Source organism: Actinomadura sp. NPDC048021, from assembly GCF_040653135.1.
Lineage (GTDB): Bacteria > Actinomycetota > Actinomycetes > Streptosporangiales > Streptosporangiaceae > Spirillospora > Spirillospora verrucosospora.
In genome coordinates this window covers 47,624-72,965 of record NZ_JBEZJQ010000008.1, presented here as the reverse complement: position 1 = coordinate 72,965, position 25,342 = coordinate 47,624, and the positions used below count along the sequence as shown (strand labels likewise).

24 protein-coding genes are annotated in these 25,342 nt (G+C 69.4%); 11 read left to right on the top strand and 13 right to left on the bottom strand.

Annotated features, from left to right (window positions below):
* Positions 1-228: 228 nt before the first annotated feature.
* Positions 229-741, bottom strand: coding sequence for an HXXEE domain-containing protein (locus AB0C87_RS15210; RefSeq protein ID WP_345173833.1), 513 nt, complete (start codon positions 739-741; stop codon positions 229-231).
* A gap of 45 nt (positions 742-786) precedes the next feature.
* Here AB0C87_RS15210 and AB0C87_RS15205 point away from each other — a divergent pair, with 45 nt between their 5' ends.
* The 4 genes from AB0C87_RS15205 to AB0C87_RS15190 all read left to right on the top strand — a co-directional run bounded on the left by AB0C87_RS15205 (position 787) and on the right by AB0C87_RS15190 (position 5,692).
* Positions 787-1,434 (top strand): TetR/AcrR family transcriptional regulator, encoded by a 648-nt coding sequence (locus AB0C87_RS15205; protein ID WP_360577956.1) that lies wholly within the window; start codon positions 787-789, stop codon positions 1,432-1,434.
* 285 nt (positions 1,435-1,719) lie between these two features.
* Positions 1,720-3,126, top strand: a complete 1,407-nt coding sequence (locus AB0C87_RS15200; RefSeq protein WP_353831146.1) for a tetratricopeptide repeat protein — start codon at positions 1,720-1,722, stop codon at positions 3,124-3,126.
* Positions 3,127-3,852: 726 nt separating this feature from the next.
* The gene (locus AB0C87_RS15195; protein WP_345173841.1) at positions 3,853-4,419 is read left to right on the top strand and encodes a peroxidase-related enzyme; all 567 of its coding nucleotides are present in this window, start codon (positions 3,853-3,855) and stop codon (positions 4,417-4,419) included.
* Between the two features lie 250 nt (positions 4,420-4,669).
* A complete protein-coding gene (locus tag AB0C87_RS15190; RefSeq protein ID WP_345174185.1) occupies positions 4,670-5,692 on the top strand; it encodes an LLM class flavin-dependent oxidoreductase in 1,023 nt (340 codons plus the stop codon).
* A gap of 214 nt (positions 5,693-5,906) precedes the next feature.
* On the opposite strand, the gene AB0C87_RS15185 is transcribed toward AB0C87_RS15190, so the two are convergent.
* Positions 5,907-6,278: a DUF6086 family protein gene (locus tag AB0C87_RS15185; RefSeq protein ID WP_360577954.1), complete on the bottom strand. Its 372-nt coding sequence runs from the start codon at positions 6,276-6,278 to the stop codon at positions 5,907-5,909.
* Between the two features lie 270 nt (positions 6,279-6,548).
* On the opposite strand from AB0C87_RS15185, the gene AB0C87_RS15180 reads away from it, so the two are divergent.
* Positions 6,549-6,956, top strand: coding sequence for a nuclear transport factor 2 family protein (locus AB0C87_RS15180; protein WP_345173847.1), 408 nt, complete (start codon positions 6,549-6,551; stop codon positions 6,954-6,956).
* A gap of 575 nt (positions 6,957-7,531) precedes the next feature.
* Positions 7,532-8,815 (top strand): cation:proton antiporter, encoded by a 1,284-nt coding sequence (locus AB0C87_RS15175; protein WP_360577952.1) that lies wholly within the window; start codon positions 7,532-7,534, stop codon positions 8,813-8,815.
* Positions 8,816-8,917: 102 nt separating this feature from the next.
* Here the strand turns inward: AB0C87_RS15175 and AB0C87_RS15170 are convergent, their stop codons facing one another.
* From AB0C87_RS15170 to AB0C87_RS15140, 7 genes are all read right to left on the bottom strand, one after another.
* Positions 8,918-9,445: a hypothetical protein gene (locus tag AB0C87_RS15170; RefSeq protein WP_345173854.1), complete on the bottom strand. Its 528-nt coding sequence runs from the start codon at positions 9,443-9,445 to the stop codon at positions 8,918-8,920.
* Positions 9,442-9,888 (bottom strand): hypothetical protein, encoded by a 447-nt coding sequence (locus AB0C87_RS15165; protein ID WP_345173857.1) that lies wholly within the window; start codon positions 9,886-9,888, stop codon positions 9,442-9,444. Before AB0C87_RS15165 ends, AB0C87_RS15170 begins: the two co-directional genes overlap by 4 nt.
* A 40-nt stretch (positions 9,889-9,928) precedes the next feature.
* Positions 9,929-10,708: a hypothetical protein gene (locus AB0C87_RS15160; RefSeq protein WP_345173859.1), complete on the bottom strand. Its 780-nt coding sequence runs from the start codon at positions 10,706-10,708 to the stop codon at positions 9,929-9,931.
* Positions 10,709-10,736: 28 nt separating this feature from the next.
* Positions 10,737-11,171, bottom strand: a complete 435-nt coding sequence (locus tag AB0C87_RS15155; RefSeq protein ID WP_345173862.1) for a hypothetical protein — start codon at positions 11,169-11,171, stop codon at positions 10,737-10,739.
* Between the two features lie 31 nt (positions 11,172-11,202).
* The gene (locus AB0C87_RS15150) at positions 11,203-12,759 is read right to left on the bottom strand and encodes a hypothetical protein (protein ID WP_345173864.1); all 1,557 of its coding nucleotides are present in this window, start codon (positions 12,757-12,759) and stop codon (positions 11,203-11,205) included.
* A 30-nt stretch (positions 12,760-12,789) separates the two neighbouring features.
* Entirely contained in the window at positions 12,790-14,319 is a 1,530-nt protein-coding gene (locus AB0C87_RS15145) for a pyridoxal-dependent decarboxylase (RefSeq protein WP_360577950.1), read from the bottom strand.
* A 664-nt stretch (positions 14,320-14,983) separates the two neighbouring features.
* Complete coding sequence (locus AB0C87_RS15140; RefSeq protein ID WP_345173868.1) at positions 14,984-15,589, bottom strand: ABATE domain-containing protein; 606 nt, start codon at positions 15,587-15,589, stop codon at positions 14,984-14,986.
* A gap of 85 nt (positions 15,590-15,674) precedes the next feature.
* Between AB0C87_RS15140 and AB0C87_RS15135 the strand changes: the two genes are divergently transcribed.
* A complete protein-coding gene (locus AB0C87_RS15135; RefSeq protein WP_345173870.1) occupies positions 15,675-16,439 on the top strand; it encodes an MBL fold metallo-hydrolase in 765 nt (254 codons plus the stop codon).
* A 170-nt stretch (positions 16,440-16,609) separates the two neighbouring features.
* Here the strand turns inward: AB0C87_RS15135 and AB0C87_RS15130 are convergent, their stop codons facing one another.
* Positions 16,610-18,046: an MFS transporter gene (locus tag AB0C87_RS15130; protein WP_360577947.1), complete on the bottom strand. Its 1,437-nt coding sequence runs from the start codon at positions 18,044-18,046 to the stop codon at positions 16,610-16,612.
* Between the two features lie 90 nt (positions 18,047-18,136).
* Here AB0C87_RS15130 and AB0C87_RS15125 point away from each other — a divergent pair, with 90 nt between their 5' ends.
* Positions 18,137-18,712 carry a TetR/AcrR family transcriptional regulator gene (locus AB0C87_RS15125; RefSeq protein WP_345173876.1) on the top strand — a complete coding sequence of 192 codons (576 nt, stop codon included), beginning with the start codon at positions 18,137-18,139 and terminating at the stop codon, positions 18,710-18,712.
* Positions 18,713-18,785: 73 nt separating this feature from the next.
* On the opposite strand, the gene AB0C87_RS15120 is transcribed toward AB0C87_RS15125, so the two are convergent.
* Both AB0C87_RS15120 and AB0C87_RS15115 read right to left on the bottom strand, forming a co-directional pair.
* A complete protein-coding gene (locus AB0C87_RS15120) occupies positions 18,786-19,817 on the bottom strand; it encodes a hypothetical protein (protein WP_360577945.1) in 1,032 nt (343 codons plus the stop codon).
* Between the two features lie 120 nt (positions 19,818-19,937).
* Entirely contained in the window at positions 19,938-21,479 is a 1,542-nt protein-coding gene (locus AB0C87_RS15115; RefSeq protein WP_360577944.1) for a serine/threonine-protein kinase, read from the bottom strand.
* A gap of 436 nt (positions 21,480-21,915) precedes the next feature.
* On the opposite strand from AB0C87_RS15115, the gene AB0C87_RS15110 reads away from it, so the two are divergent.
* The 3 genes from AB0C87_RS15110 (at position 21,916) to AB0C87_RS15100 (ending at position 24,482) form a co-directional block, all read left to right on the top strand.
* Positions 21,916-22,467 (top strand): ATP-binding protein, encoded by a 552-nt coding sequence (locus AB0C87_RS15110; RefSeq protein ID WP_345173885.1) that lies wholly within the window; start codon positions 21,916-21,918, stop codon positions 22,465-22,467.
* 159 nt (positions 22,468-22,626) lie between these two features.
* Positions 22,627-23,598 carry a MerR family transcriptional regulator gene (locus AB0C87_RS15105; protein ID WP_360577942.1) on the top strand — a complete coding sequence of 324 codons (972 nt, stop codon included), beginning with the start codon at positions 22,627-22,629 and terminating at the stop codon, positions 23,596-23,598.
* Between the two features lie 371 nt (positions 23,599-23,969).
* Positions 23,970-24,482, top strand: a complete 513-nt coding sequence (locus tag AB0C87_RS15100) for a hypothetical protein (RefSeq protein WP_345173889.1) — start codon at positions 23,970-23,972, stop codon at positions 24,480-24,482.
* 233 nt (positions 24,483-24,715) lie between these two features.
* Here the strand turns inward: AB0C87_RS15100 and AB0C87_RS15095 are convergent, their stop codons facing one another.
* Positions 24,716-25,183 carry a GNAT family protein gene (locus tag AB0C87_RS15095; RefSeq protein ID WP_360577940.1) on the bottom strand — a complete coding sequence of 156 codons (468 nt, stop codon included), beginning with the start codon at positions 25,181-25,183 and terminating at the stop codon, positions 24,716-24,718.
* Positions 25,184-25,342 lie beyond the last annotated feature (159 nt).

Genomic DNA, 25,342 nt, shown 5'->3' with positions numbered 1-25,342 from the left:
GTTGGGAGGGGCCTGCCTCGCGGTGGCTGATCGGGGCTCCTGCAAGAGCGCATCCGTGCTTCTCCCTCAGTCTCGTCCGTGCGGGCCGGGGAGGAGGGTAGAAAGGCGGCCGGGGCGGGTGCGTCACGCTGGGGAGCCGAGTCGGAGTGATACCCCGGTAGCCGGTGTCGTCCGCAAGGAGGAGCTCGGAAGACCTCCCCGGCGGACCTGAGCGGGGTGTCGGGCCGCTCAGCCAGAGCGCTTCTTCTCGCGGGTCGAGGTCAGCAGGTCGGCTCCGGTGTGGACGGCCATCAGGGTCGCGGGGAGCAGGATCGCAGCGTCGCGGAGTGTCCGCGCCGGGTCGCGGCGAACGCCTGCGCGGCCGAGCGCGCGCCAAGCCCACAGGGAGAACGGCACGACGATCGTGGGTGCTGTGGCGACACCCGGGGTGTAGCCGCGTTGCCTGACGCTCAAAGCCAGGTGTCCGAGCCCGTGCACGCCGAACCCGGCCAATGCGGCCTGATAGAGCCGGGACCTCCCGCCGGTCCGCGCGCCGTCCACCGTGGCGGCGAGCATGAAGGCACCCATGAGAGCGATGGCCGTGCGGGCGTGCGCCGTGGAGACCTCGCGACGCAGCCACACCGGTCCCGGAGCGCCGCCGCCCGCGTTCTTCCGCGACCAGGGAGCCATGGTGAACCACTCTTCGGCGTCGTTGGCCGCCCAAGCCAGCAGCAGCCCCCAGGTCACGCTCTTACGGATCATCCCCGCCTCCCTTTACGTTACGAGTCGTACTGTAATATTTCTGAAATGAGCGAGCAGCGCAAGGGGGCCCCAGGACGCCGCGGCCGGCCGCGCAGCGCCGACGTCGACCGCGCCGTCACCGCGGCGACGATCGAACTGCTGGCCGAACAGGGATACGCGAAGCTGACGATCGAGGCGGTCGCCGCGCGCGCGGGGGTGGGCCGGCCGGCGGTGTACCGGCGCTGGCCGACCAAGGACGACCTGGCGGTCCACGCCCTGGTCGAACAGGTGCCGCCGCTGGCCGTTCCGGACACCGGCGACGTGCTGCGCGATCTGAAGGAACTGTCCGCCGGGTTCGCGCTCCGGCTGGCCGGCTCCCCGCTCGGTCGGACCGTCCTTGCCGTGCACGCTGAAGCGGGCCGTCGGCCCGACCTCGCCGAAGCGCTACGACACCACTACCTGAACCCCAGGAACGCCACCATCCGCGCCTTGATCGAACGCGGCCTGGCCGAGGGCCGCCTCAACCCCGCGCTCGCCCCCGACACGGTCCGCGACCTGGTCTTCGGCCCCCTGATCTACCACTGGCTCGTCACCGGCCACCTCTCGACCGCCACAGCGAACACCATCGCCGACGCCGCCTGCGCCGCGGTCAGCCGCACCTTCCCCTCGCCAGATCGAGCCGGCGGCTCCACCGACACGCCTGGCCGTCCGTAGGAACCATCTACAGCGCTCGGCGGCGTGGGGACGGCCGGTCGGCGGTTGCCCGGGTGGAAGGACGCATGCAAGGCTGAATCGTCTTGCGCCGCCTGCGACGACCACGAAGCCGCGCGGCACGAGGAACCGGGCCACGCCGGGTCCCCTCTCTGTTGAAACGGCCGACAAAGGGACACCAGTGACTGATCACGCACGGGGGACGGCCCCCTGGCACGGCCGCATCGAGCAGGTCCGCGGCGCCGACCCGGCCCCCGGCACCGCACACGTCGAACGTCCGACGGAGACATGACGGCCATGAAGACGGACGAGCACGGGCTGGCCATCGGGGCGGGCAGCCGCACCGCGGTCGAGCACTACGACAACGCCGTCCATGAGCTGCTGCACTTCCGCCCGGAGGTGGACGCCGAAGCGAAGCGGGCGCTCGAAGCGGATCCCGACTTCCCGCTGGGCAACGTCCTGTCGGCGTACCTCGGGCTTCTGGCCACCGAGCCCGAAGGCGCGCGGGCCGCGGCGGAGCGGTTCCGGCTCTTCCGGTCGCGCGTGGACGGCTCCGGGCTCCTTCCCCGCGAGCGGGCCCACGTCGCGGCGCTGGAACGCCTGGTGAAGGGCGACTTCCTCGGCTGCGGCCGCCTGCTCGGCCAGATCAGCGAGGAGTACCCGCGGGACGTCCTCGCGCTGTTCGTCGGCCACCAGGTCGACTACTTCACCGGGGACGCCCGCGCACTGCGCGACCGGGTCGGTGGTGCGCTGACGGCATGGAGCGAGTCCGACCGGCATTTCGGCCAGTTGCTCGGCATGTACGCCTTCGGGTTGGAGGAGGCAGGGCACTACGACCGATCGGAGGAGGTCGGCCTGCGCGCGGTCGGGCTCGACCCGAAGGACGTGTGGGGCATCCACGCGGTCGTCCACACCTACGAGATGCAGGGCCGGTTCCGGCGAGGCATCGCCTACATGGACGAACGGACGACCGACTGGTCGACCGGCACGTTCTTCAACGTGCACGCGTGGTGGCATTATGCGCTTTACGCACTGGAGGCCGGAGACACGGCCCGTGCCTTGGAGATCTACGACGCCGTGCTCCACGGCCCGGAGTCGACAGGCACCGCGATGGAGCTGCTGGACGCCGCCGCACTGCTCTGGCGCCTGCTTCTCGAAGGCGATGACCAGACCGCGAGGTGGAACGCCTTGGCCGACGCCTGGGCGTCCAAGGCCGAGGAGCCGTTCTACGCGTTCAACGACATGCACGCGGTGATGTCCTTCGTCGGCGCCGGCCGCTTTGGCGACGCCGACCGGCTGATCGCCGACCGCGAGGCCTACCTGGCCGCTCCCCTGCCCGACGTCACCAACCAGGCGATGACCGCACGCGTCGGCCTTCCGGTCTGCCGCGCTCTGGTGGCCTTCGGCCGCGGCGACCACAGCGCCGCCGTCGACCTCCTCGCTCCCATCCGGCACCAGGTCAACGAATTCGGCGGCAGCCACGCGCAGCGCGACGCGGTGCAGAAGACCCTGCTGGAGGCCGCCCTCCGCTCCGGCCGCCTCGATCTGGCCCGCGTCCTGGTCAGCGAGCGGATCAGCATACGACCCGCCAGCCCGTTCAACTGGCTCAAGCACGCCGACGTCGCCGAAGCCCTCGGCGACGCGGCCACGGCGTCCACCGCCCGATCGCACGCGGCGAAGCTGCGCCGGCCCTGAGCTCCCGGCCGACGCGGGCCTCCCCCGCCACCGGCTCGGACCCACGATCAGCCCCCAAGTCGTCCCCGAGGTGCTCGCAGACGTACTCGCGCAGGTCACAACTGGTCCCCCAAGGGCCGACTGGCCCTGCCAGAAAACACACCAAACCAACTTGGTGCAATAAACGAGACGATCGAGCGAATTTCGGTCGATCAGTTCCCTAATATCGCGGCGTCCGCACCATTGGGGACTCGTTGACATCGGAGGAAACCGCCCTCCAACGCCGACGCCGACGAGCTAATCGGCCTCATCGGGGAGTTCATTCGGTCGCTGATCGAACATACGGGGCATCTTCGGGACCTGGAGGTCACCGAACACTGGGAAGTATCGTCGCAGCTTGAAGCCCTGGACGGCGTGTACAGCACCTGAAGCAGTACACGACGAGCGGCAGGCCGAAAAGGGGCCAGGTAACCACGAGTACCTCGCGGCCGGGCGCCAGCACGCCGAGCCCTGAAGCACCCGCGGAGAGAGGTGACCGCGCAGAGGAGTGGCGGTGAACAGGCCCCGCATGGTCGCCCCGCATGGGCGGTGAGGAGGGACCCGCCTGCCTAATGCGCTTCGCGGAAGCCGAATGCCAGCATGGCCGGATCTGACACCTTTTGCCCCCTGCCCTGGGCCCGCCCGATGCGAGACACTTCCTTGTGCACGGAGAGCGAATCCCTGACGTGGACAACGTTTGGAGAACCGATGCCGCATATCGCCCTGGGGAACGACGCGTCCGGAATCATCTCGCTGTTCGCCTACCGGCCCGAGACCGCTCGCCCGATGAGCGAGCTGGCCGAGGTGCTGCTGCGCGGCCCGAGCTCGCTGAGCCGCGGCGAGCGGGAACTGATCGCCTCCTACGTCTCGGCCCTCAACGAGTGCGAGTTCTGCACCACCTCGCACGCGGCGTTCGCCGCCGCCCAGCTCCCCGAGGGCATCGCGCTGGTCGACCAGGTGCGGGCCGACCTCGAGAGCGCACCCGTGTCGGCGAAGCTGAAGGCCCTGCTGAGGGTGGCCGGCGCGGTCCAGCGGAGCGGGCGCGCCGTGCGGCCCGAGGACGTGGCCGCCGCCCGCGCCGAGGGCGCGACCGACGTCGAGGTGCACGACACGGTGCTGATCGCCGCCGCGTTCTGCATGTTCAACCGGTACGTGGACGGCCTGGGCACGACCCTGCCCGACGACCCCGCGGAGTACGCGGCGTCCGCCGACGCGATCGTCAACGGCGGATACCTGGCCATACTCGGCCGCCGAGAGGCACACGCCGAGACGTGAAGTCCGCCGTTGCACCCGCCCGGAAGTAGCCGCCCGCGCCCTCCCGCTCCGGGTCACCCCTCCTGGGTAGACGGGCACCGGGGTTCACCGGCTGTGGCCTGATCATGGACGACCTGGCGGGCATGCGGGCCGATACCGGGTGATCGCAGAGGGCTCCGGCCGGGCCTGATGTGTGACGGTCGAGGGCCGTGGGGTGGTCGTGGTGCCAGCGTGCTGGAATCTCGCGGGCGCTGAGCTGGTTGGTATAGGTGTGAAGAAGATCGGTTTTCTTTCGTTCGGTCACTGGAGTGACGGCGCGGGCTCGCGGACCCGGTCGGCTGCGGACGCACTGCTGCAGTCGATCGATCTCGCGGTGGCAGCGGAGGAACTCGGCGCGGACGGCGCCTACTTCCGGGTGCACCACTTCGCCAGGCAACTGTCCTCTCCCTTCCCGCTGCTGTCCGCGATCGGTGCGAAGACCTCGCGCATCGAGATCGGCACCGGCGTGATCGACATGCGCTACGAGAACCCGATGTACTTCGCCGAGGACGCCGGCGCGGCCGACCTGATCTCCGGTGGACGGCTGCAGCTCGGCATCAGCCGGGGATCGCCGGAACAGGTCATCGACGGGTGGCGGTACTTCGGATACGAGCCGCCCGAGGGCGACACCGATGCCGACATGGCACGCAAGCACACCGAAGTCCTGCTCACGGTGCTGCGGGGTAGAGGGTTCGCCGAGCCGAATCCGCGGCCGATGTTCCCCAATCCGCCCGGGCTGCTGCGCATCGAGCCGCATTCCGAGGGGCTGCGCGACCGCATCTGGTGGGGCTCGGGCTCGAACGCCACCAGCGTGTGGGCGGCCCAGCTGGGCATGAACCTGCAGAGCTCCACGCTCAAGGACGACGAGACCGGTGAGCCGCTGCACGTCCAGCAGCGCAAGCAGATCGAGGCCTACCGGCAGGCGTGGAAGGAAGCCGGACACCAGCGCGAGCCGCGCGTGTCGGTCAGCCGCAGCATCTTCGCGCTGACCACCGATATGGACCGCGCCTACTTCGGCCGGAACGCCGACTCGGGCGACCACATCGGGATGATCGACGAGAACACCAGGGCCATCTTCGGACGCTCGTACGCGGCCGAACCGGACGTCCTGGTCAAGCAGCTCGCCGACGACGAGGCCATCCAGGCCGCGGACACGCTCCTGCTCACGGTCCCCAACCAGCTCGGTGTGGACTACAACGCCCACGTCCTGGAGAACATCCTGACCCACGTGGCACCCGAACTCGGCTGGCGCTGAGAGCACAGCAAGCCGCGTCCGTCTCGACCTGGAGCCGCGCTCGGTCGACGTCCCCGATGAGCACCCGCCGCTTTCGGCGGCGGTCTTCGATCAACCAACCCACGACAGACAAGCCCAGATCCTGCGGCTCGCTGACACTGCGAGCCGCAGGATCTCGCCGCGCGCGTAGGGGGTGTCCCTATGGGATTCGTCAAGGGTTGGGTCGGCGGGTGGCTCAGGTGACCATCGCGCGGCCGTGGTGCCGGCTGAGCTCTTTCAGCGACGCGATGTCCGGGTTGTCCGAGGATTGCAGCGCTGGTAGATGACCTCCGCCGCGGGTGACCAGGACGATGGCGGTCGCGGTGAATCCCTGCATCAGGGATCGGAGGATCACGTGGTTGGAGCGTGTGTAGCGGTCGATGAGGGTGTCGACGAACGCGCTGAAGACGTCGATGTCGATCTCGCACTCGTCCGCCTCCATCGGGCCGAGGCCTGTGGGGAGGTCGGTGAGCGTGGCGAACGACTCTGCCGCTCGCAGGAAGACCTGAGCGACTCCTGTTGCGGGATTCCAGAGGACCCGTTCGCCGATCTGGAAGAACTGGCTCATCGCACTCCTTGCCGCCGTCATCGCAGCAGCGTGATCAGGTATCAGTGATCATCGATCCTAGGGTGCCAGGAAGGGCCTGTCGGGCGCCGGATCCAGCGGGTCCTGCGACTTGGGCTGCGGATCTGTGGTCGGGTCGGTAGGGCTGTTCGGGGTGCCAGACCGGTGTAGGCGGCCAGAAGGCCCGGGGTGGGAAACGCGCGTAACGGGAAACCCTACGGGGGTGCGGTACAGTCCAGCGTAAGCGTATTGCCTACTCTTACAAGGGGCATCATGGGCATCAGCACCGAGCGCGACCTCGTCGACTTCCTCGTCACCTACACCCGGGACATGGCCCTGTCAGAGGAGGAACCCGGCGCGATCCTCGACCGCTACTTCGTGCCGGACTTCGAGTACTGCAACGAGGGCCTGGTGATCGACCGGCAGCGGATGATCGACCACGTCCGGCCCGTCCGCAAGAATGTCGACAGGGCGGCCATGGCAGCCGACGAACACACCGGGGTGGAGATCCACCAGGCGCTGGTCCGCGGTGACCAGATAAGCGCACGCTGGACCCTCCGCACCAGAATGCGCAAGGGCAAGACCTTCACCGCAGAGGTCTACATGTTCGGCCGGCTGGCGCCCGACGGCCGGATCCAGCGGATCGATCAGATCAACAGGCCACTCGACGATCAGCGGTAATCCACCCGATCACGAGTACGGCCGTGACGCCGTCGTCCAGGTCGCCCACCACCAGGTCGAGTACGCATACGCAGCGAGGCTCACGCCCCTCACCACGGCCGAGGCACTTCGCATCCTGACCACCACCGACAGCCCCGACGCGTCCGATGCGCCAACGTTCGATCAAGGCCGGCATCTCGCGTAACAGGAACCCGCGAAGTCACGTAGCTCTTGCAGCCGGCGAGCCGCGAGTGGTTGCCGTCCCCGTGGCGCTGAAGAACGGCGTCCAGTTCGCTGGCACCGCGGTCCTGGGCGCGGCCACGGCCGTCCTCGTCATCGCCGGAGCCTGGCGGTTCAACCACCGGACCCTCGCCCCGCGGAAGGCCGGGCGCGTCAGGTCTCGGTTCCTCGGTCGGCGGCGCTCTTCACGGCGGCCTTGGCGCACCTCGTCGGCTCGACGTAGTCGACGGCGCGGGTGCCAGGGTGCTCGCCTGGAGGCCGTGTGGAAAGCGCGCTTGGATTCGCGTTAGGGTCGTGGCCGGTGAGCCGGGAAGTCTGGTCGGCATTGCGTCCGCCATTCCCGAAAGAGCCCCGGTATGCCCAACCTTCTGCTCGCCTTCTCCGCCTTGCTGCTACTGGCGGTCCTGGTGTCCAGCCTCGCGCACCGCACTGTGCTGTCGACGGCGGCGCTGTTCCTGGTCGGAGGGTTCCTCCTCGGTGACGGCGTCACCGGGGTGATCGCGCTGCGGCCCGGCGACACGCTGGTGTCCGAGCTGGCGGAGCTGGCGCTGTTCGCGGTCCTGTTCACCGACGGCATGCACGCGGGCTGGCAGGACCTGCGCAGCGCCTGGCGACTGCCCGGACGCGCGCTGGGCTGGGGCCTGCCGCTGACCCTGCTGGTCACCGCCGTGCTCGCGCACTACGTCGTCGGCCTGGGATGGGTGCAGTCACTGCTGATCGCGGCCGTCCTCACCCCGACCGACCCCGTGTTCGCCGCCGCGCTCGTCGGCAACGACAAGGTCCCGCCCCGGCTGCGGCACCTGCTCAACGTCGAGTCGGGCGTCAACGACGGGCTCGTCCTGCCGTTCGTGGTGCTGTTCCTGGCGATCGCCCAGGGCGAGGAGAACCTGCACCTGGGCGAACTCGGCGCCGAACTGGCCGGCGGTCTGGCCATCGGCGTGGCGATCCCCTGGGCGGCGATCATGCTGGTGCGCACCCGGTGGTTCGCGATCTCGCCCAAGTACGAGCCGCTGAACGCCGTCGCGATCGGGCTGCTGGTGCTCGCGACCGCGCAGGCCACGCACGGCAACCTCTTCCTGGCGGCCTTCGCCGCCGGGGTCACCGTCGCGACCGTCGGGCACCGGCACCGGGAGGCGTTCGAGCAGTTCGGCGAGCTGATCGCCGAACTCCTCAAGCTCGCCGCGCTGCTGGTGTTCGGTGCGCTGCTGTCCCCCGCGTTCCTCGGCGACGTCGGCTGGACGGGCTGGGCCTTCGCCGTCCTCGCCCTGGTGGTCGCCCGGCCGGTGGCGATCTGGGTGTCGTTCCTGCGCTCCGGGCTGACCGCGCGGGAGCAGGCGGCGGTGATGTGGTTCGGCCCGAAGGGGTTCGCCTCGGTCGTCTACGGGCTGCTGGTCCTGGAGTCCGGCATCCCGGCGGGTGAGAAGATCTTCCACCTGGTCGGCGTCACCATCACCCTGTCGATCCTCGCGCACTCCTCAACCGACATCGTCGTCGCCCGCGGCTTCGACGACGAACGCGAAGTACCGGCCTGGTTCGAGCGCACCCGCACCCGGATCAGGCGTCCGGGAGTCTCCGGCAAGGCGGACGAACCCTCGCCACCGTCGAGATCGGAAGATCGTTCCGAGGACCGTCCGCAGTGACCGCGAGGCTGCCCGTCCGCTCCCGGGCGCGCCGAGGTCTGGGCCCCGTCCGCGCGGGCCCGGTCCTCCTTGACCGGGTCCGCGCGGCACCGGGACCGCCCGTCACACCTTGAGGACTCGGATCGACGGGTGGTTCCTGGTGTTCAGGTAGAGCTTCTCCTTCGTGCCGTCCTGCTCCAGTTCGAGGACCAGGCGGTAGCGGTACAGCCCCGGCCGGGCGGTGCTGAGGACGGCCCCCGCCCAGTAGTAGTAGATCGGTGTGTAGGGCGAGCGCATCAGGTCCGGCATCCCGTAGATCTTCAGCTCGGTCATGACGCGACGTTCGGCGACGTCCTCCTCGTCGCCCCGCTCGGTGTCCAGGAACACCAGGTTGTTGATCTTCGGCATCGGCGGCCATGTGCCGTCGGGGCGCTTGTGCATCTCGATCGGGCGGATGATCCAGTTGATCACCTGCCCCTGCTTGCAGATCGTCTCGAGGTGGTCGGTGCCCTGCCCGACCCCGCCGACGCTGTTGTCCATCATGTAGAGCGCGTCGTCGAGGGAGCCGGTCCGGGCGGCGCGCTCCATGTTCACCAGGGTGACGACGTTGAGCTGGACGGAGTTGAGCTGACCGCGGGCCTCGGTGGTCATCGGTGCCCCCTTCCGGTGGCACTCTGGCCGACCAGGGCCGGCGTCGATATGGCGTACGGCTCCGTGACGGTGCCGAGCCGGAACTTCAGCCGGTACGAGACGGGCTCGGCGACATGCCGCTTCACCGTCGCGGTCCAGTAGGTGATGTCGGTGTTGGGGTAGACCTTCCGCTCGGGCGCGCAGAACTTCTCGTCGATCACGATGCCGTCGAGGGCGGCGTAGGTCTCGCACTCCAGGACGACGACGTTCCAGATGATCCGGTCGCCGGAGCGCACCCGGGTGCGCAGGTCCACCGTGCCGAAGCCGGTCGACCCCTCGGCCTTGTTGGTGTCGTACAGGTACAGGTTCCCCTCCAGGGTTCCGGAGGCGAGGGCCGCGACCGGGTCGATCACCGCCGTGATCGACACGGGCCGGGACTCGGGTGGTCTGGCCTTGCTGGGCATCGGCTTCTCCGTTCGGTGCGGGACTCGGGGGGACGCGGGCTCAGGGCATCGGCAGCGCGCCGAGGCCCGCCCCGGTGAAGGCGTTGCGCTTGGGATCGCTGATGACCTTGATGGCGGAGTCGCAGGTGAAGTCGACCGGCTCCCAGGACGGCTCGTCGTTGCGCCAGACCAGCTCGTGCAACTGGATGTGCATCGTGTAGCGGTACGTCCCGGGACGGGCCGTGTCGACCGAGGCCGCCCAGTACCAGCCGTCCGACACCATGTCCGGCGAGCCGTACTGGGCGGGATACATGACCTTCTCGTCCACGGCCTGGCCGGTGATGTCGGTGATCACGGGGTTGGGGTGGTTGTAGGCCTGCCCCTCGCCGGTGACGACGTTCCCGGTGACGTCCAGGACCTTGCCGACGGCCGGGGCGCGGCCCCCGCGCGGCCTGCGGGCGCGGGCGCCCACGCGGCGACGCAGGCCCTCCAGTTCGGCAGCCGTGTCGACGGACGGGTCCCCGGCCCGGTCGGCGACACCCGCGATCTCCTCCAGCGCCTCCTGGTCGGTGGCCTGCGCCCGGTCGGCGTGGTAGCTGCGGGGGACGGTCGGAGGGATGGAGCCGAGACTGGCGGGCAGCCAGTTCAGCACCTGCTCGGTGGCCTGCGACCCGTCCGCCCAGTACGTGCCGGGGCAGATGGTCACCAGGTCCGGTGTGCCCTGTCCGGTCGAGCCGAGGAAGGCCATGTTGTCGAAGAGGTAGACGTTGCCGGTGAGCGTTCCGGCCTGGAGCGCGTTGGCGATGTCGACGAGAACGATGATCCCTTGCTGCTGCGCCATGGATGCGCCTTTCGGGTCGCTGGTGGGGTCACGCGCACATCAGCGCGGGCGAGTCGAGATGCAGGACGCTGTGGCGGCCCTCGTGCATCTGCACTTCCAGCCGGTAGTGGTAGGGGACGCCGCGGGTGAGGTGGGCCGGGACGACGCCCTCCCACACCTTCAGGTCGAGGTTCTCGTGGCCGCCGGACGGCGCCTCCCAGACCGGTGCCCGCTCCGGGGCGGCTCCGCCGGGGGGCAGGAAGGTGATGGCGGAGATCTCGGCGGTCGTCTGGACGTCGATCGCGATCGCGGTCCACTGGACGACCTGCCCGGGCACGACGATCGTGCACAGGTCGACGGTGCCCTGGCCGTGGCTTTCGAAGTCTCCGTCGTCCACCAGGGAGAGGTTGCCGTTGTGCAGCGTCCCGTCCGACAGGGCTCCGACGGCGTCCACGAGCACGACGATGTTGACGTGGGGTTTCACTGGCACTCCTGTTCTGGTCGGTCGCCGTCCCTCAGCCCCGGTCGCGCACGAGGGGAACCTTGCCGACGGCCGTCCGTTCGATCTCGGGCGAGGACCGGGGCACGAACGCGAGCTGGAAGCGGTAGCCGGTCCGCTCGACCGCCTCCGGGGTGGCCTCCCGGTCGTTGAACAGCGACAGGGAGCGGAGAAGCGCACCGACGAAGACCTGGTGGACGCCGGCCGGGCCGAGCGCGGCCGACAGCGCGCAGGTGTGGCCGTCGGCGTCGTCGACAGCGGCGAGCAGCGTGATGGTCCTGTGCTCGCGGTTGTTCACGAACTGGATCTCGTGCGCGGCGGCGTCCAGGTCCATGCCGGTCGTCTCGCGCAGCCGGTCGCGGAGCGCGGCGTAGGCGATCGCCGCCGAGTACTGGCTGTCGTTGATGTGCAGCACGTCGGCGGTGCGGCCGGCGAACTCGAACCGGCCGGTCTTCAGGCCGGGCCCGTCGAGGGCGGGGCGGCGGATCATCCGGTCGCCGAGCTTGAGCCGCAGCAGCGGCGCCTCGTGCGCGTGCAGCCGGGTGACGACGAGCTCGCCCTCCTCGCCCTCGGCGACCGCGCGGCCCTGGTCGTCGACGACCTCCACGAGGTGCAGGCCGGGCACCGCGGCCAGCCAGGGCGAGTCGTCGCTCAGCTGGAGACCGACGGTCTCGGCCTGGGTGGCGGCGAAGTAGCTGAGGATCGCGACATTCGGGAAGACCGCGCGCAGCTCGGCGCGCTTGCGGTGCGGCAGCACGCCGCTGCCGTACAGCGCGACGCGGAAGCTCTCCCGCGCCTGGGGGCTCAGTCCGGCGCCGAGGTCGCTGAGGATCGCGATGCCCGCCGAGATGCCCATCATGGCCTTGGGCCCGGGGTAGGAGAACATGTGCTCCAGCACGGGACCCGTGACGGGACCGGCGCCGATGTAGTTGACGCCCGGGACCTGCTGCAGGACGCCGCCGACCATGGTCCCGCTGCTCCACATCTGGTAGTCGGCGAGGTTCGTGAACAGCCATTTGGGGTCGCCGCCGGCCAGGTGGTCGCGGAGCTGGTAGGTGCCCATGAAGGCGCCGGCGATGCGGTAGGTGTCGTGCAGCTCCCGCAGCGAGTAGACGATCTCCAGTGGCAGCCCGTCACTGGTGCCGCCGCTGGCGACCACCTCGAACCCGCCGTGCGCGAGCGGCACCACCATTCCGGCGCGGGCGCCCGTGAACATGTCGCGTTGGACGGTTTTGTCGGACAGCGGCACCCGTTCCCATTCTTCGAAGGTGGCGGGCGGACCGGTGATGCCGGAGGCCGTCAGCCGCTCCCGCCACAGCGGGTTGAGCAGCGCCGTATTGATCATCTGGCCGAGGCGGCGCAGGACCAGAGCGTCCTGGACATCGTGCGGAGTCTCGGCGTAGGGGACGCCGCAGAGCCGCTCGCACTCGCGCAACTTGCTCGCGAAGGAGGGCAGCGCCGGGACGGCGTCCACCGACCACGGCCGCATCTCCTCCTCGGGGATCAGCCGCGCGGCCAGTTCCGGGCCGTCCACGGGCGACCGGCCGACCGGCGTGAGAATCGTCGAGGTCATGTCGCGCTCCTGTTCGTCACGGGGGGTTCGTCATTCGGGGAGATCACCACGGAGCAGCCGCTCACCGGTGCTCCTGATCTCGGCGAGGAGCATTCGGAAATGCTCCGCGCTGATCTCGTGGTTCATGAAGACGATGCGCAGTGCCGCGGTTCCCTGCACGTCCACCTTGGAGATGAAGAACCGTCCGGCGAGCCTTACCTGTTTCCTGATTCGCAGTTGCAGGCGGTGGACACGGTCGGCGGCGACGCCTTCCGGCCGGTAACGGAAACAGAGAATGTTGGCTTCCGGCTCGTGCAGCACCTCGAAATCGGGTTCGTCGAGCAGGATGCGGTGCGCCTCGTACGCCGTCCGGCACAACTGCTCGACCTTCTCGGCGAAGAGGGCGCGCCCGTACACCGCCCACAGCGCCCACAACGGCATGATCATCGGCCGTTTCGTGCACTCGAGATTCTTGTCGCCGCTGTCGAACGCGCAGTGCGCGTCGGGCTCCTCGTCGAGGACGTAGCTGGCGGCGCGGCGGCCGAACGCCTCGGGGGCGTCCCCCGCGTCGCGGTAGAACAGCATGGTGCAGGGCGCGGGGACGAACATCAGCTTGTGCGCGTCCCAGGTCAGCGAGTCGGCCTTCTCGATACCGCGCAGTTTGTGCCGCAGCACGTCCGACACGAGCAGGCTCGCGCCGTGCGCCCCGTCGACATGCAGCCAGATACGGCCTTCGGCGGCGATACCGGCCAGTTCGTCGATCGGGTCGAAGGCGCCGAGCGCGGTGGTGCCCGCGGACGCCACCAGGCAGAAGACCTCCAGGCCACGGCGCTCGGCGGCGGCGAGCACCGCGGGCACCCGGCGCACGGCGATGCGTCCTCGCGCGTCCACCGGCAGCCGGACGATCCGTTTCTCGCCGATGCCGAGGACGCCGGCCGCGCGGGTCACGCTGTAGTGCACCTCTTCGCTGACCGCGATGGCGGGCAGGCCGCGACCGCCATGCTCGCCGGACGCCCAGATGCCGGGATAGGCGCGGTTCCTGGCGGCCAGCAGCGCGGTGAGATTGGCCAGCGACCCCCCGGACGTCGTGACCATCGCGAAGGAGCCCGGGTCCCAACCGATGAACCGGTTGAGCTCCTCGGCCATGATCCGTTCGGCCGTGATCGGCAGCTGCCCCGCTTCGTAGTAGGACGAGGGCTGGTTGACGACCGAGCCGACGAAGTCGATGACGCCGGCCAGCGGGACGGTGCCGGAGAACTGCCGTCCCATGTATCCGGGCGAGTGCACCTGGATGCCGGTGCGGAGATAGAGGTCGACGATCGCCGCCAGCCGTTTCTCGTCGAAGGCGGCGATGCCCTCGCGCTCGACGGTCATCAACGCCCGCGCCGCCTGCGCCAGGACGTCCGGATCCGCGAGGTCCAGGCCCCGGACGGACCGGTCCGCCAGATGCGATTCCAGGCGCGCGGCGACCGCTTCGGAATTTCTCCGAAAGAGGACCGGATCAAATGCGGCGAATAACGAGTCCCCTGGCGCCGCCCGTCGCGAGATAGACGGCGAGCATTCTTCCGACACGTCGGCCACGCCTAGCCTTTCATTTCTCTGACTGCCCCGAAAACTCACCCGACCCGGGCGAGTTTAGGCAGGATCCAACAAAACCAACAAGGGTATGCACTGCTAACCATCGGGACACCGCATGCTATGACCACTCAGAAACACAATTAAATCCAGTTGACGACTTTTGTCTAGTATCAAGCCATTTTTGGCTTATCGTCGAACTGCATACGCGCCCAGGCCCGACAAAAGCGCCACTCGCCGGCGGGTCAGCCGACGTGCGCGGACCTGCACGGTCGCCCCCACCGGGATGCGCGCAAACACGCCTCTCAGGGGCTGGACCGGCACTGAGTTCACCGACCCGCCGCAGATCGGTGGAGGCATTACGAAGCGCGTGCACAGTGTCAGGCACGCATTGCTGTCGGATGCCGCGAGCACTGAGCCCGCCCCAAGAACGCAAGCCAGGAAGCTGATCAAAGGTGCCGAAGGCGTCCCGCCCTCGAGTCCCGTGGCCGGGCGGCGCTATGACGTGGTCGAGGGTTGGATCAGCTGCGGGGGCCTGAGCGTGCAGAGCCGCCGGGGTGACAGCGCGGGTGTTGCCGGAGTTGCGCTTCGCCACTACCGACGGCACCGGGACGGCAGGTGCATTCGCGTGACGCCGGGCATCGTTCCGAGACCTTTTTCGGGCAGGCCGCTAGGTAGATGAAGGCCGACGCCGTCGGGCGTAGGCCCGTGCCGCCCGGACCCGATCTCCGCAGCGCACTGAGCACCAGAGACGGGCTCCATGGGTGCGCACGAGGAACCGAGAGCAGGGTTCGGCAGCGCACGCAGCAAGTTTGGGCACATCTGAACCCGTGAGGAGGTCGGCGGCGTCGGCGGCCAATTCGGCGAGAATGTGGTCGGTGGCCTGGTCCAGCGGATGGAGCCGGCGCCGATACAAGCCCTGTTCGGAACTCCAGGCCAGCAGTTGCGCGCGCGGCACCGCGGTCAAAGCGTCGTTGACCACGGTCAATGCATGCTGAGGCGCGGGCTCCTTCTGCGTCAGAGCAGTGAGCAACTCGCGGATGCTGTGCCGCAACGTGCGCAGGCGCGCCGTGCAGGGGTCACCGAGCGCCAGCCCGGAATCGATCAGATCACGCTCGACGAGCCAGGCCGTCGCGAGCTCCCGATCACCGATCATGTCGGTCGTGCCGGCGGGGGTGACCAGCCAGGTATTCGCCAGTGCCAGCGCCGGACGTCCGTCATCGCCCGGAGCAGGGGGCAGGAGGTGTCGTGAGGCCGCAGCGTCCGTTGGACTCATCTTCTCATGTTAACTGCTTGGTTCTTCCGTGACGTCATGCTAGCGTCCTCACGGAGAAATCCATCAAATAACGTGAGGAGTGTTCATGTCAGATTCTCGCGCCGGCGCCGCCCGCGTTCGGGTCTTCGGCGGACCCACCGCTCTCATCGAGATCGGCGGGCTGCGCATCCTGACCGATCCCACGTTCGACGAGCCGGGCGACTACGAGGTGGGCCCCGGCATGTTCCTCAGCAAGACGGCATCAGCCGCCGTCCAGGCGAGCGAGATCGGTCACCTGGACGCCGTACTGCTCTCGCACGACGAGCACCCCGACAACCTCGATCACGCCGGACGGGCCCTGCTGCCGAACGTTCCCGTGGTCTACACCACCGAGAGCGGCGCGCGGCGCCTCGGCGGCAACGCGCTCGGCCTGGCGCCGTGGGACGCTCACGAACTCCCCCGCCCCGACGGCGGCCGGCTCACCGTCACCGGCGTCCCGGCGCGCCACGGGCCCGAGGGCTGCGAACCCGTCACCGGCGACGTGATCGGCTTCGTGCTCTCCGCACCCGATCTTCCCAGCGTCTACGTCAGCGGCGACAACGCCGCGCTGGAACTCGTCCAGGAGATCGCCGACCGGCTGGGCCCCGTGGACACCGCGGTGATCTTCGCGGGCGCCGTCCGCACGCCTCTCCTCGACCAAGCCCTGCTCACACTGAACAGCGAGCAGGCAGCCACCGCAGCCGCGATGCTCGGTGCGCGGCGGATCGTCCCAGCGCACGTCGACAGCTGGTCCCACTTCACCGAAGGCCCCGACGACATCCTGGCCGCATTCGCCGCCGCGGGCCTGGCCGAGCGCCTCTACCTCGACTGAGCAGGGGGCACAGCCCTCCGTTCCGAGATGTGGGCTTTCCGGTGTTCCCAATACGCCCGACAACAGCGTGGAACTCGGCAAGGGCCTCGACATTCGCACGCCAGGCCGCATGAGCGGCGCTTCGCCGGTCCGCTCCGCGCCCACATCACCAACGGTCGGCTTCTGCTGTGTCAGCGGCTCATGGTGTCTTCAGCAACGCGCGGGGTCGGGCTCGTCGGCCGTGACGGCTGCGTGCTCCTGGTCAGCCAAAGGCCCGTGAACACGGCTGTGGCCAAAGTGACGACGCCGGCCACCACGAAGGCGCTGTTGAGTCCGTCCTCGAAGGAGGCGCCACCGGATTCCCGGGTGCGGACGACGGCTCCGAGCACCGCCACGCCGAGGACCGCGCCGATCTGCCGGGTGGTGCTGCTGACGCCCGACGCCAGACCGCCCTCCTGCGGGCTGACCGACTGGATGGCGGCGCCGGTCAGCGGGGACATGGTCAGGGCGAACCCGATACCGACGACGGCCAGCCGCCACCACACGTTCGCGTAGCCGGTGTCGGCGTGCACGAAACCTACGGCCAGCAGTCCCAGCCCGGCCAGGATCAGGCCGAGGGTGACCATGATCCGGAAGCCGTACCGGGCGGCGAACCGGCCCGCGAACGGGCTGATGACGACCATCGCGAGCGTGGCGGGCAGGGTCTGCACCCCGGCTCGCAGGATCGAGCTGCCCTGGACGTAGACGAAGAACTGGGAGAAGAAGAACGACGAGCCCATGAGCGCGAAACCGACCACGATCATCGCCGTGTTGGAGACCGTGAACAGCCGTTGCCGGAAGAGGCGCAATGGCAGCATCGGCGCCGATACCCGTCCTTCGACGACCACGAAGACGGCGAGGAGCACGGCCGCTGCGGCGAAGCTGCTCAGGATCACAGGCGAGGTCCAGCCACGGGCGCCGCCCTCGATCAGCCCGTAGGTGAGCGCCCCCACGCCCAGGACGGACAGGACCGTTCCCGGGACGTCGATCGAGGGCGCGTTCGGGTTGCGGGACTCGTCCAGCACGCGCAGCCCGGCGACCAGCAGGACCGCGCCGACGGGCACGTTGACGAGGAAGATGGCGGGCCAGCCGAAGGCCTCCACCAGAACGCCACCGGCCAGTGGTCCGGCGGCCAGACCGATTCCGCTGAATCCGGCCCACAGCCCGATCGCCCTGACCCGCTCCTGCGGAACCGGATACGCGGCGGCGAGCAGGGTCAGCGAGGCGGGGCTCAGCGCCGCGGCCCCGATGCCCTGCAGAACCCGCCCGACGACCAGCCAGCCGAGTGAGGGCGCCGCGGAGCACACGACGGACGCGGCGGTGAACACCACGACGCCGGCCAGGTACATCCTCTTGCGGCCGAAGCGGTCGGCGAAGACGCCGCCGGACAGCAACAGCATGGCGACCAGCAGCACATAGGCGTCGACGATCCATTGCAGCCCGGTCAACTCGATGTGCAGCCGCTGCTGCATGTCGGGCAGCGCCGCCCCGACGATCGTGTTGTCGAGCAGCACCATGAACTGCCCCAGGCAGGTCACCGTGAGCAACGCCGCCCTGTTCGGCACGGCCACCGGCGGTGCAGACTTCATCGTTCCTCCTAAAGCAGCTCTTAACTGCTTTAGGAGAGAGTAGACGGCAGGCGTCGTTAACGCAACCACGAGCTGCGCTAAGGTGAGGGCATGGAAGAGCGACGACCGGTCCGGCGGCCCGGCGGGCGCAGCGCCCGTGTCCGGGCGGCGGTGCACCAGGCCGTGACGGACCTGGTCGGCGAGCGCGGCTACGGCGAGTTCACGGTCGGCGACGTCGCGGCCCGCGCGGGCGTGGCCGATACCAGCATCTACCGCCGGTGGGGCACCCTGGAAGCCCTGCTCACCGACGTGGTGCTCACGCGCCTGAACGCGCAGTCGCCGATGCCCGACACCGGAAGTCTGGCCGGTGACCTGCACGCCTACGCGAGTCAGGTGGCGCGCGAGATCACGGGACCCGACGGTCTGGCGGTGCTGCGCCTGACCGTCGCCCTGTCGAACAGGGGCGAACAGGGTTTGCGGGCGCGCGACGACTTTCTCGCCGAACGCACCCGGTTCATGCAGGCCATGCTCGACCGCGCCGGAGAACGGGGCGAGAATCCACCCGACGTGCTGGGCGTGCTCGACCACATCATGGCCCCGATGTACATCCGCGTCCTGTTCGGCGCGGGCCCGCTCACCCCGGACTACATCGCCGGGCTGGTCGACCGATTGCTGGCGCAGCCCTGATCTACGCGGATCACCACCACAAAGAGCCCAGGCGGGTGAGTGTCGGGGACCGCGGGGCGGCACGCATCAGGACCTACCGGTCCTCCTCCTCGCCGCCGCGCATGTGACGCCACTGCTCGACGACCTCCCGCGCACCGCGTGCCAGCTCGGCGTAGTGCGCCGGGCATACCCACAGTTCGCGGGCCGAGAGCTCGACGGGCACCGGAGTGGCCGGGTAGTCCTCGGGCGCGTACAGATGCACCACCGCCTTGTACCGGGAGTCCACGTGCGTGGTCGCGGACCAGGGGTGCTGGGGGTGCTCGCACGAGGCGTCCGGGTCGATGGTGTCCAGGGCCGCGACCAGTTCGCGGGTGTAGGAGGGAGGCAGACCTTCGTAGGTCTGGGCGATGCCCATCCACAGGGACAGGAACAGGCCGATCCGTTCCTCGTCGCGCACCTGCCCGGCCAGCCAGCGGCGGGCGGACCACATTGCGACGGGGCCGGTGTTGTCCTCCCAGGAACGCCGGATGGCCTCCTGCAGGGCGACGATGTCGATCCCGCCGCCGTCCCGGAGGAACCGCGCGTCGAGGTGGGAGACGTCCACACTGCCGAAGAGCTCCTCGTGGGCCTCGCGCATGCGGACGGTGGCCCCGTCGGCGAGGCCGGCGAGGAACGCCTCGCAGTCGAACGCCGCCAGTTCCTCGCCCTCCAGCCCGTACTCCTCGGCGAACACGGCACGGCCGGCCTCGGACAGCATGCTCACCCCGGCCTCGACGCCGTACTCGTCGTCCACGTCCGTGGGGTGGGCTCCGTCCGGGCAGGTGCAGGACGCCGGGTCGAGCGTGGCCCGCACCCCTTCCAGGGCCTGCGTGTACGACGCGAAGAGGGACTTGCTGAAGACGCGTGCGGCGACATACCAGCACGTGGTGTGGAGCAGGATTGTGTACCCGGTCCGTTCCCGACGCCCCTGCGGAGTGCCGATGCGGGCGAGCGCGTCCGCCGCGTCGTCGGCGAGCAGACCAAGGGTCGCCGACGGACTCCCGTGGGGGTAGTCGCTGACGATCCCGCAGAGGTCGGAGATCAGTTCTTTGTGGTCGTCGGACAGGGCGGGGGTCACTTCAGTCACGTCAGTAATCGACGACGCAGTGGGCCGGCCGGTTCCCCACGGCGTCGTGGTGGGGGACGTAGTCGGCCCGGGCCTCAGGTGTCTGGGCGATACGGGGGTATCCGGTCTGGGCGGCGGAGGTCAGTCGGCCGCCACGGGGAGCAGGGAGTAGAGGGTCAGGCCCTGGTAGTCGTCTCCGCCTGACACCTCGAAGTTGCCCTGGAAGACGAACTCGCCGTGCACGAAATTGAGCCCTCTCCAGGGGCGCTCGTCATTGCCGATGTTCACGTGGTAGGCGGTGCAACGTCCGATTTCGGGCTTCTCGTTCTCGGGAAGGCCGCCCTCGCAGGTGGACCAGACCTGGAAGATGACGTTGTCGTGTTCGGCGCCGCTCGTGTCGATGGCGGCGCCCTTCCCGTCGGTGATCTTGAGGTCCATGTTGAGGCCGACCTTGAGCCGCACCTTGCGGCCGATGTTGTTCTTCAGGAACGAGCCGAAGCCGGAGCGGCCCTCGCTCAGATCGGAGACCGACCCCTCGAACGACGGCCGGGAGGCGGCCGTCACCGTCGCGCCGGCGGCGGGGCGGCCGGTGGGCGCCCGGTCACTGTTGTCGCCGTCCCCGCTGTCGAGGTAGCGGAAAGCGACCGCCGATCCCAGGACCAGGACGGCGGCCGCGGCACCGGCGATGACGCCTGTGCGGCGTAGCCTTCTCGTTCTCCCGTGGCCGTGCGGTACCAGCCCCTGCCGCACCGCTGTTGCCACGTCCGCCGGAACTGGCTGCGCTGCCAGCGCAGTGATGTGCTGGTACGCGGAGTCACTGGCGAACCCATCCTGCAGGCCGTGGGGAGCGACGGGGCGGTCGCCGGTATCGGCTTTGACCGTTCGCGCAGGTGCCCCGCATGCCGCGGCCAGTTCTTGTGCGGTTGGACGATCAGCGGGGTCCTTGGCCATCGCCGCCGCCAGCGGTGCCGCCAGCTCGGCGGGCAGCCCGGCCAGGTCGGGTTCGTCGTTGATGGTGCGCAGCAGCACCGCCTCGACCGGACCTGACCCGAACGGCGGACGGCCCGTGGCGGCGTAGGCGATCGTCACCCCGAGGGAGAACACATCGGCGGGCGGCCCGAACGCCTGCTCGCGCAGCACTTCGGGCGCGACATAGCCGGGGGTGCCGTTCCAGCCCCCGGTGCGGGTGATCTGCGTCTGGTCCTCGCCCCGCGCGATCCCGAAGTCGATCAGTTTGGGGGCGTCCGGGGCCAGCACCACATTGGAGGGTTTGACGTCGCGGTGCTCCACCCCCTGGGCGTGCACCTCGGCCAGCCCCGTGGCCACCGCGGCCAGCAGCCGCACACAGGTGCTGACGGGAGGCGGGCCGTACCGCTGCACGGCCTGGCGCAGCGTCGGGCCGGGCACGAACTCGGTGGCCAGCCAGAACGGCTCCTCGATCAGGCCAGAGGCGACCATCGCCGCCGCGTACCGGCTGCGCACCCGCGCCACGGTCTGCGCCTCCCGCCGGAACCGCGCCAGCACCTGCGGATCGTCCAACCCCTCGCGCACGACCTTCAACGCGATGTGGCGGCCCCCTCCGGCCAGCGCCAGGTAGACCAGCCCCATCCCGCCCTCGCCCAGCCGGCCGAGCAGCGGATATCCGCCGATCGCGGCCGGATCAGCCGGACGCAGTGGCTGCACGGTGCACCCCCGCCCACAACAAGATCATGGCGCGCATGATCGCAGTCCCGTCGGCCACGTGTCATTCCGGTTTCTCGAACCGGCGATCGAAGCGCGCGGAGGACTGGAACACCTGGCGGCCATGGCACGGGACGTCTGACGGCAAGCACCCGCACGCGTGGCCACGGCGACTATTAGTAGGGTCGTCCCTCGGCGGCCGGTCGGTGCGGCCGCTGCGGGACCGCGTGAGAGGCCGCGCGTCCGCCAGAAGAGCATCGCAGCGGAGGCGGCGACGAAGACGAATGCTGGCTGTTCACGGTTCATCTCCGCTCAGGATCCGCCTCCATGGCAGCCGGATTGCCCGGCGAGGAGCGACTGCCCAGCGGAGTGCCCGTCGACTCCCGACACGAGGCCCTCGACCGCGCAGGAGCCTTCACCTCGCACCCCTCTCGCACCGGTGATCCGGGTGCCGGCAGGACTCGTCGTCCTCGTCGGCCCACCAGCCTCGGGCAAGACCAGCTTCGTCCAGGCCCTGATCGCGCGCCGGCAGATCGACGCGGAGGCCGTGGTGTCCAGCGACGAGATCCGCGCGGAGCTTTTCGGCGGCTCACCTGCGGAAGCGGGATCCGACGCGGCGGACGCAGCGATCTTCGAGGAACGTGACCGCAGGATCGTCGCCAGGCTCGCCACGGGCCGCACCGCGGTCGCCGAGTCGACGAACGTCACGCCGCGGGCACGCGCGCGACTCATCGCCATGGCCAGGCGTTTCGACGCACCGGTGACCATGCTGCGGTTCGATCCGGACGTCACCGAACTCCTGCAGCAGTACACCGAGCGCGGCCGCACGGATCTCACCGCCGCGCAGATCCGCGCCTACGCCGCCGTCATGGCCCGGGATGCCGGGGCTGGCCAGCTCCGCTCCGAAGGCGCGGCCACCGTCCACGATGTTCCCGGACGTCGCCAAGGGAGCACGCCCGTTCAAGCCGCCGCACTCTTTTCCTTCGCCTGACCCCGGCCGCAGGACGCAGGCTTCTCGGATCTCCTAATCCCCTGCCAGTCGGATAGGCGGTGCGGCAAAGAGCGAGACCCACGCCTCTGGGCGGCAAGCGTGGGTTGCAGCCGACGGTTCCACTAACTCTTCGCGGTCCTTCCTGGGTAGGGGATGAGCATGGACGACCTGACACCCGGGGAGGCCGGTCCCCGAATAGGCGGGCTGGGGGTGGCGGAGGTGGCGCGTCGGCTGGGCGTGGCGCCTTCCACGCTGCGCGTCTGGGATCGCCAGTACGGCGTGGGCCCGACGGGCGGCGGCCCTGGCAGGCATCACCGCTATACCCAGGCCGACGTCGCCCGGCTGGAGACCATGCAGCAGATGATCTCCGCAGGAGCGCCTCCGGCGGAGGCCGCTGAGGCGGTCCTGCACACGCCGCACGGGCAGGACCAGGGGCCGCAGAGCCACAGTGCCGCCGACAGCCACAAAGAGCTTGAGATCTCTGCCGCCGAGCATGCCGAATCGCAGGTCACGCGGATCAGGAACCTCGCGGATGCGGCGATGGCGCTGGACGAGCTTGTGATGACCGGCATCCTGGAATCGGCTCTGCGACACGAGGGCGTCACTGCGACATGGGAGCAGGTGATCGTACCGCTGCTCGTCGACCTCGGACGCAAGCATGCGGCCACTGGCGAGTACGTGGAAGTGGAGCATCTACTGTCGGCCGTGGTATCGCGCTGTCTACTTGCGGTGACGTCGCCTCAGACGCAGTTTCCAGCCGGGCGGATTCGTAGTCCCGTGGTGCTGGCATGCGCCCCAGAAGAGGAGCACGCCCTGCCGGTCCTCGTGCTGGCCGCCGCCTTGGCCGAGATCGGCGCGGCGAGACTCATGCTGGGTGCGCGAGTGCCGGCATCGGCCCTGGCAGCCGCGGTAGCCCGTACCGGGGCGCACACGGTGTTCGTGTGGTCGCAGACCTCCGAGACCGGTGACCCGTCCTGGCTCACAGACCTGCGCACCACGCATCCTGCGCTCCAGGTGGTGGTGGGAGGCCCGGGCTGGGACCGTGACCGTCTCCCACCCGAGGTGCCCTTCACGTCATCGGTGTCCGCGGCACTCGGGGCGTTGCTTGCAGCAGGCACCACTGACCGCTGAAGGCCCACCCACTGATCCAGCGTTCATAACGCGAGTCCGCGTCACTTACGAGCGACGCAGCCCACTTCACCGCGCTTTCGGGATTGCCTACGCCATATCTCCCCGGCAGTACCGTCGCCAAGTCCTCGATGAAGGCGAAAGAGCGCATTGAGTCAGAATGCCTCTTCAATGGGCGGCTGGAGCGGATCGCGCTCGCGCGTACTTCTGGTCGGCCGCCACTGCACGCGGTGCCGGACTGAGGTCCCCGCTCTCCGGTTTCAGGGCCCTAAGGCCCTGAAACGCGAACGAGTCGGCTCGCTAACTTCGCTGATTGTCAACGACGGGACTGAATCGCTCAGTAGATGTGCCCGTCCCCCAGAAAGGGTTCAGCCATGAAACGGAAGAACGCACTCGTCGCGGCGGGCGCCCTGGGCGTCGCCCTGGCCGGCGGAGCGGTGGTCTCCGGCCTCACCATCGAGTCGACGTCATCGCCGAAGCCCGCGGCGCGCGTCGCGGACACGGGGTCGGTCGCGGCCGCCGGAGGCCAGGCCGCCGCGACAACGATCAAGAAGACGGACTACGGCCCCTGGAGCGGCCACTTCGCCAACCAGAGTCTGCAGTGCCGCACCTACGCCAGCGCCGGTACCGTCGGAGGCCGCGTCTGGCACTACGGCAAGATCGAGTGCAACAAGAAGACCGCGATCATCGACGTGGTGTCCGGCGTGAACCCGGGCAAGCCGGCCATCGCCCAGCATCTGTGCCGGGACGTCCAGTCCTGCTCGGTCAAGGGGTGGGTGAACAACCCCTCCGGCAACCAGAACTGGTCCGTCACCACCACGGGAAGCGTCGGAGTCCTCCTGTTCAGCGGCGAACGGCTCTCCGCCCACGTCGCCTTCCGCGCCTGACCCCGCTGGCACATGGCCTGAATGACAGGTCAGGGCAGGCCCCTTCTCTTCGGCACTGAGAGCCGAACCTCCGTCGAGACACCGGCACGCGCGGGGCGGCACATGTTCGCCACCCCGCGCGTTGCCAGATGAGGCGACGTGCAGCGCAACAGCACTGTCGCACCGCCCTCGGACTGGGCACCGTCCGCACCCACCAACTGCGGTTCCGCGACGACCCGGCAAGAGCCGGCTGGCTACAGCAGGAGAGCCATCGCGTACTCGTCGCGCGGATTCCCATCCACGATCACTGCGTGCTTGCGTACGCCTTCGATCGTGAACCCCAGGCGCTGGTACAGCCGGTACGCCGGGTTCTCGACGGCGACGTTCAACTGCAGCCGGGTCAGGCCCCGTTCGGGGGCTTCGTGATTGATGAGCGTGTGCAGCAGACCCGTCCCGATTCCTTGTCCTCGGTTTGAGGGCAGCACTCCGAGCACGAGATGCCCGCAGTGCGCGACCCGCTGGAACCGCCCGACGGCAACGCGCAGCGTGCCAAGCAGCGGGTTACGGCCGGCCACGACCTCGAAGGACCGGTCCTCCAAGGGGGCAGCCCTCTCGCCGGGTTCCGCGAGCATGAACTCGGCGTCACTCTCGACCTTCCGCCACAGTTCCGCCACGGCTGGCCGCTCCGTGGCGTCCGCGACACGATAGATAACGCCGGCCATGCGGACCCCCGGTTGACGTTCGCTCAGACGGCTTGGCCGCTGGCAGTACGGCTTCGACCTCGACAGAGCCTCATCGTGCCAGGCCACCGGCGAGCCGCCCGGGTGTTTCGCAGGTCGGCCCGCGCGCTGGGCGCGGATGGCCGAGGCCGCCCGGGCGCC

Excerpts from the sequence above, each read along its gene's own strand:
- AB0C87_RS15095 (WP_360577940.1), bottom strand. The coding sequence starts at position 25,183 with ATGGCCGGCGTTATCTATCGTGTCGCGGACGCCACGGAGCGGCCAGCC.
- AB0C87_RS15200 (WP_353831146.1), top strand. The coding sequence starts at position 1,720 with ATGACGGCCATGAAGACGGACGAGCACGGGCTGGCCATCGGGGCGGGC.
- AB0C87_RS15125 (WP_345173876.1), top strand. The coding sequence starts at position 18,137 with ATGGAAGAGCGACGACCGGTCCGGCGGCCCGGCGGGCGCAGCGCCCGT.
- AB0C87_RS15185 (WP_360577954.1), bottom strand. The coding sequence starts at position 6,278 with ATGAGCCAGTTCTTCCAGATCGGCGAACGGGTCCTCTGGAATCCCGCA.
- AB0C87_RS15150 (WP_345173864.1), bottom strand. The coding sequence starts at position 12,759 with ATGACCTCGACGATTCTCACGCCGGTCGGCCGGTCGCCCGTGGACGGC.
- AB0C87_RS15210 (WP_345173833.1), bottom strand. The coding sequence starts at position 741 with ATGATCCGTAAGAGCGTGACCTGGGGGCTGCTGCTGGCTTGGGCGGCC.
- AB0C87_RS15100 (WP_345173889.1), top strand. The coding sequence starts at position 23,970 with ATGAAACGGAAGAACGCACTCGTCGCGGCGGGCGCCCTGGGCGTCGCC.
- AB0C87_RS15170 (WP_345173854.1), bottom strand. The coding sequence starts at position 9,445 with ATGACCACCGAGGCCCGCGGTCAGCTCAACTCCGTCCAGCTCAACGTC.
- AB0C87_RS15105 (WP_360577942.1), top strand. The coding sequence starts at position 22,627 with ATGGACGACCTGACACCCGGGGAGGCCGGTCCCCGAATAGGCGGGCTG.
- AB0C87_RS15130 (WP_360577947.1), bottom strand. The coding sequence starts at position 18,046 with ATGAAGTCTGCACCGCCGGTGGCCGTGCCGAACAGGGCGGCGTTGCTC.
- AB0C87_RS15135 (WP_345173870.1), top strand. The coding sequence starts at position 15,675 with ATGTCAGATTCTCGCGCCGGCGCCGCCCGCGTTCGGGTCTTCGGCGGA.
- AB0C87_RS15160 (WP_345173859.1), bottom strand. The coding sequence starts at position 10,708 with ATGGCGCAGCAGCAAGGGATCATCGTTCTCGTCGACATCGCCAACGCG.
- AB0C87_RS15180 (WP_345173847.1), top strand. The coding sequence starts at position 6,549 with ATGGGCATCAGCACCGAGCGCGACCTCGTCGACTTCCTCGTCACCTAC.
- AB0C87_RS15205 (WP_360577956.1), top strand. The coding sequence starts at position 787 with ATGAGCGAGCAGCGCAAGGGGGCCCCAGGACGCCGCGGCCGGCCGCGC.
- AB0C87_RS15175 (WP_360577952.1), top strand. The coding sequence starts at position 7,532 with ATGCCCAACCTTCTGCTCGCCTTCTCCGCCTTGCTGCTACTGGCGGTC.
- AB0C87_RS15140 (WP_345173868.1), bottom strand. The coding sequence starts at position 15,589 with ATGAGTCCAACGGACGCTGCGGCCTCACGACACCTCCTGCCCCCTGCT.
- AB0C87_RS15165 (WP_345173857.1), bottom strand. The coding sequence starts at position 9,888 with ATGCCCAGCAAGGCCAGACCACCCGAGTCCCGGCCCGTGTCGATCACG.
- AB0C87_RS15195 (WP_345173841.1), top strand. The coding sequence starts at position 3,853 with ATGCCGCATATCGCCCTGGGGAACGACGCGTCCGGAATCATCTCGCTG.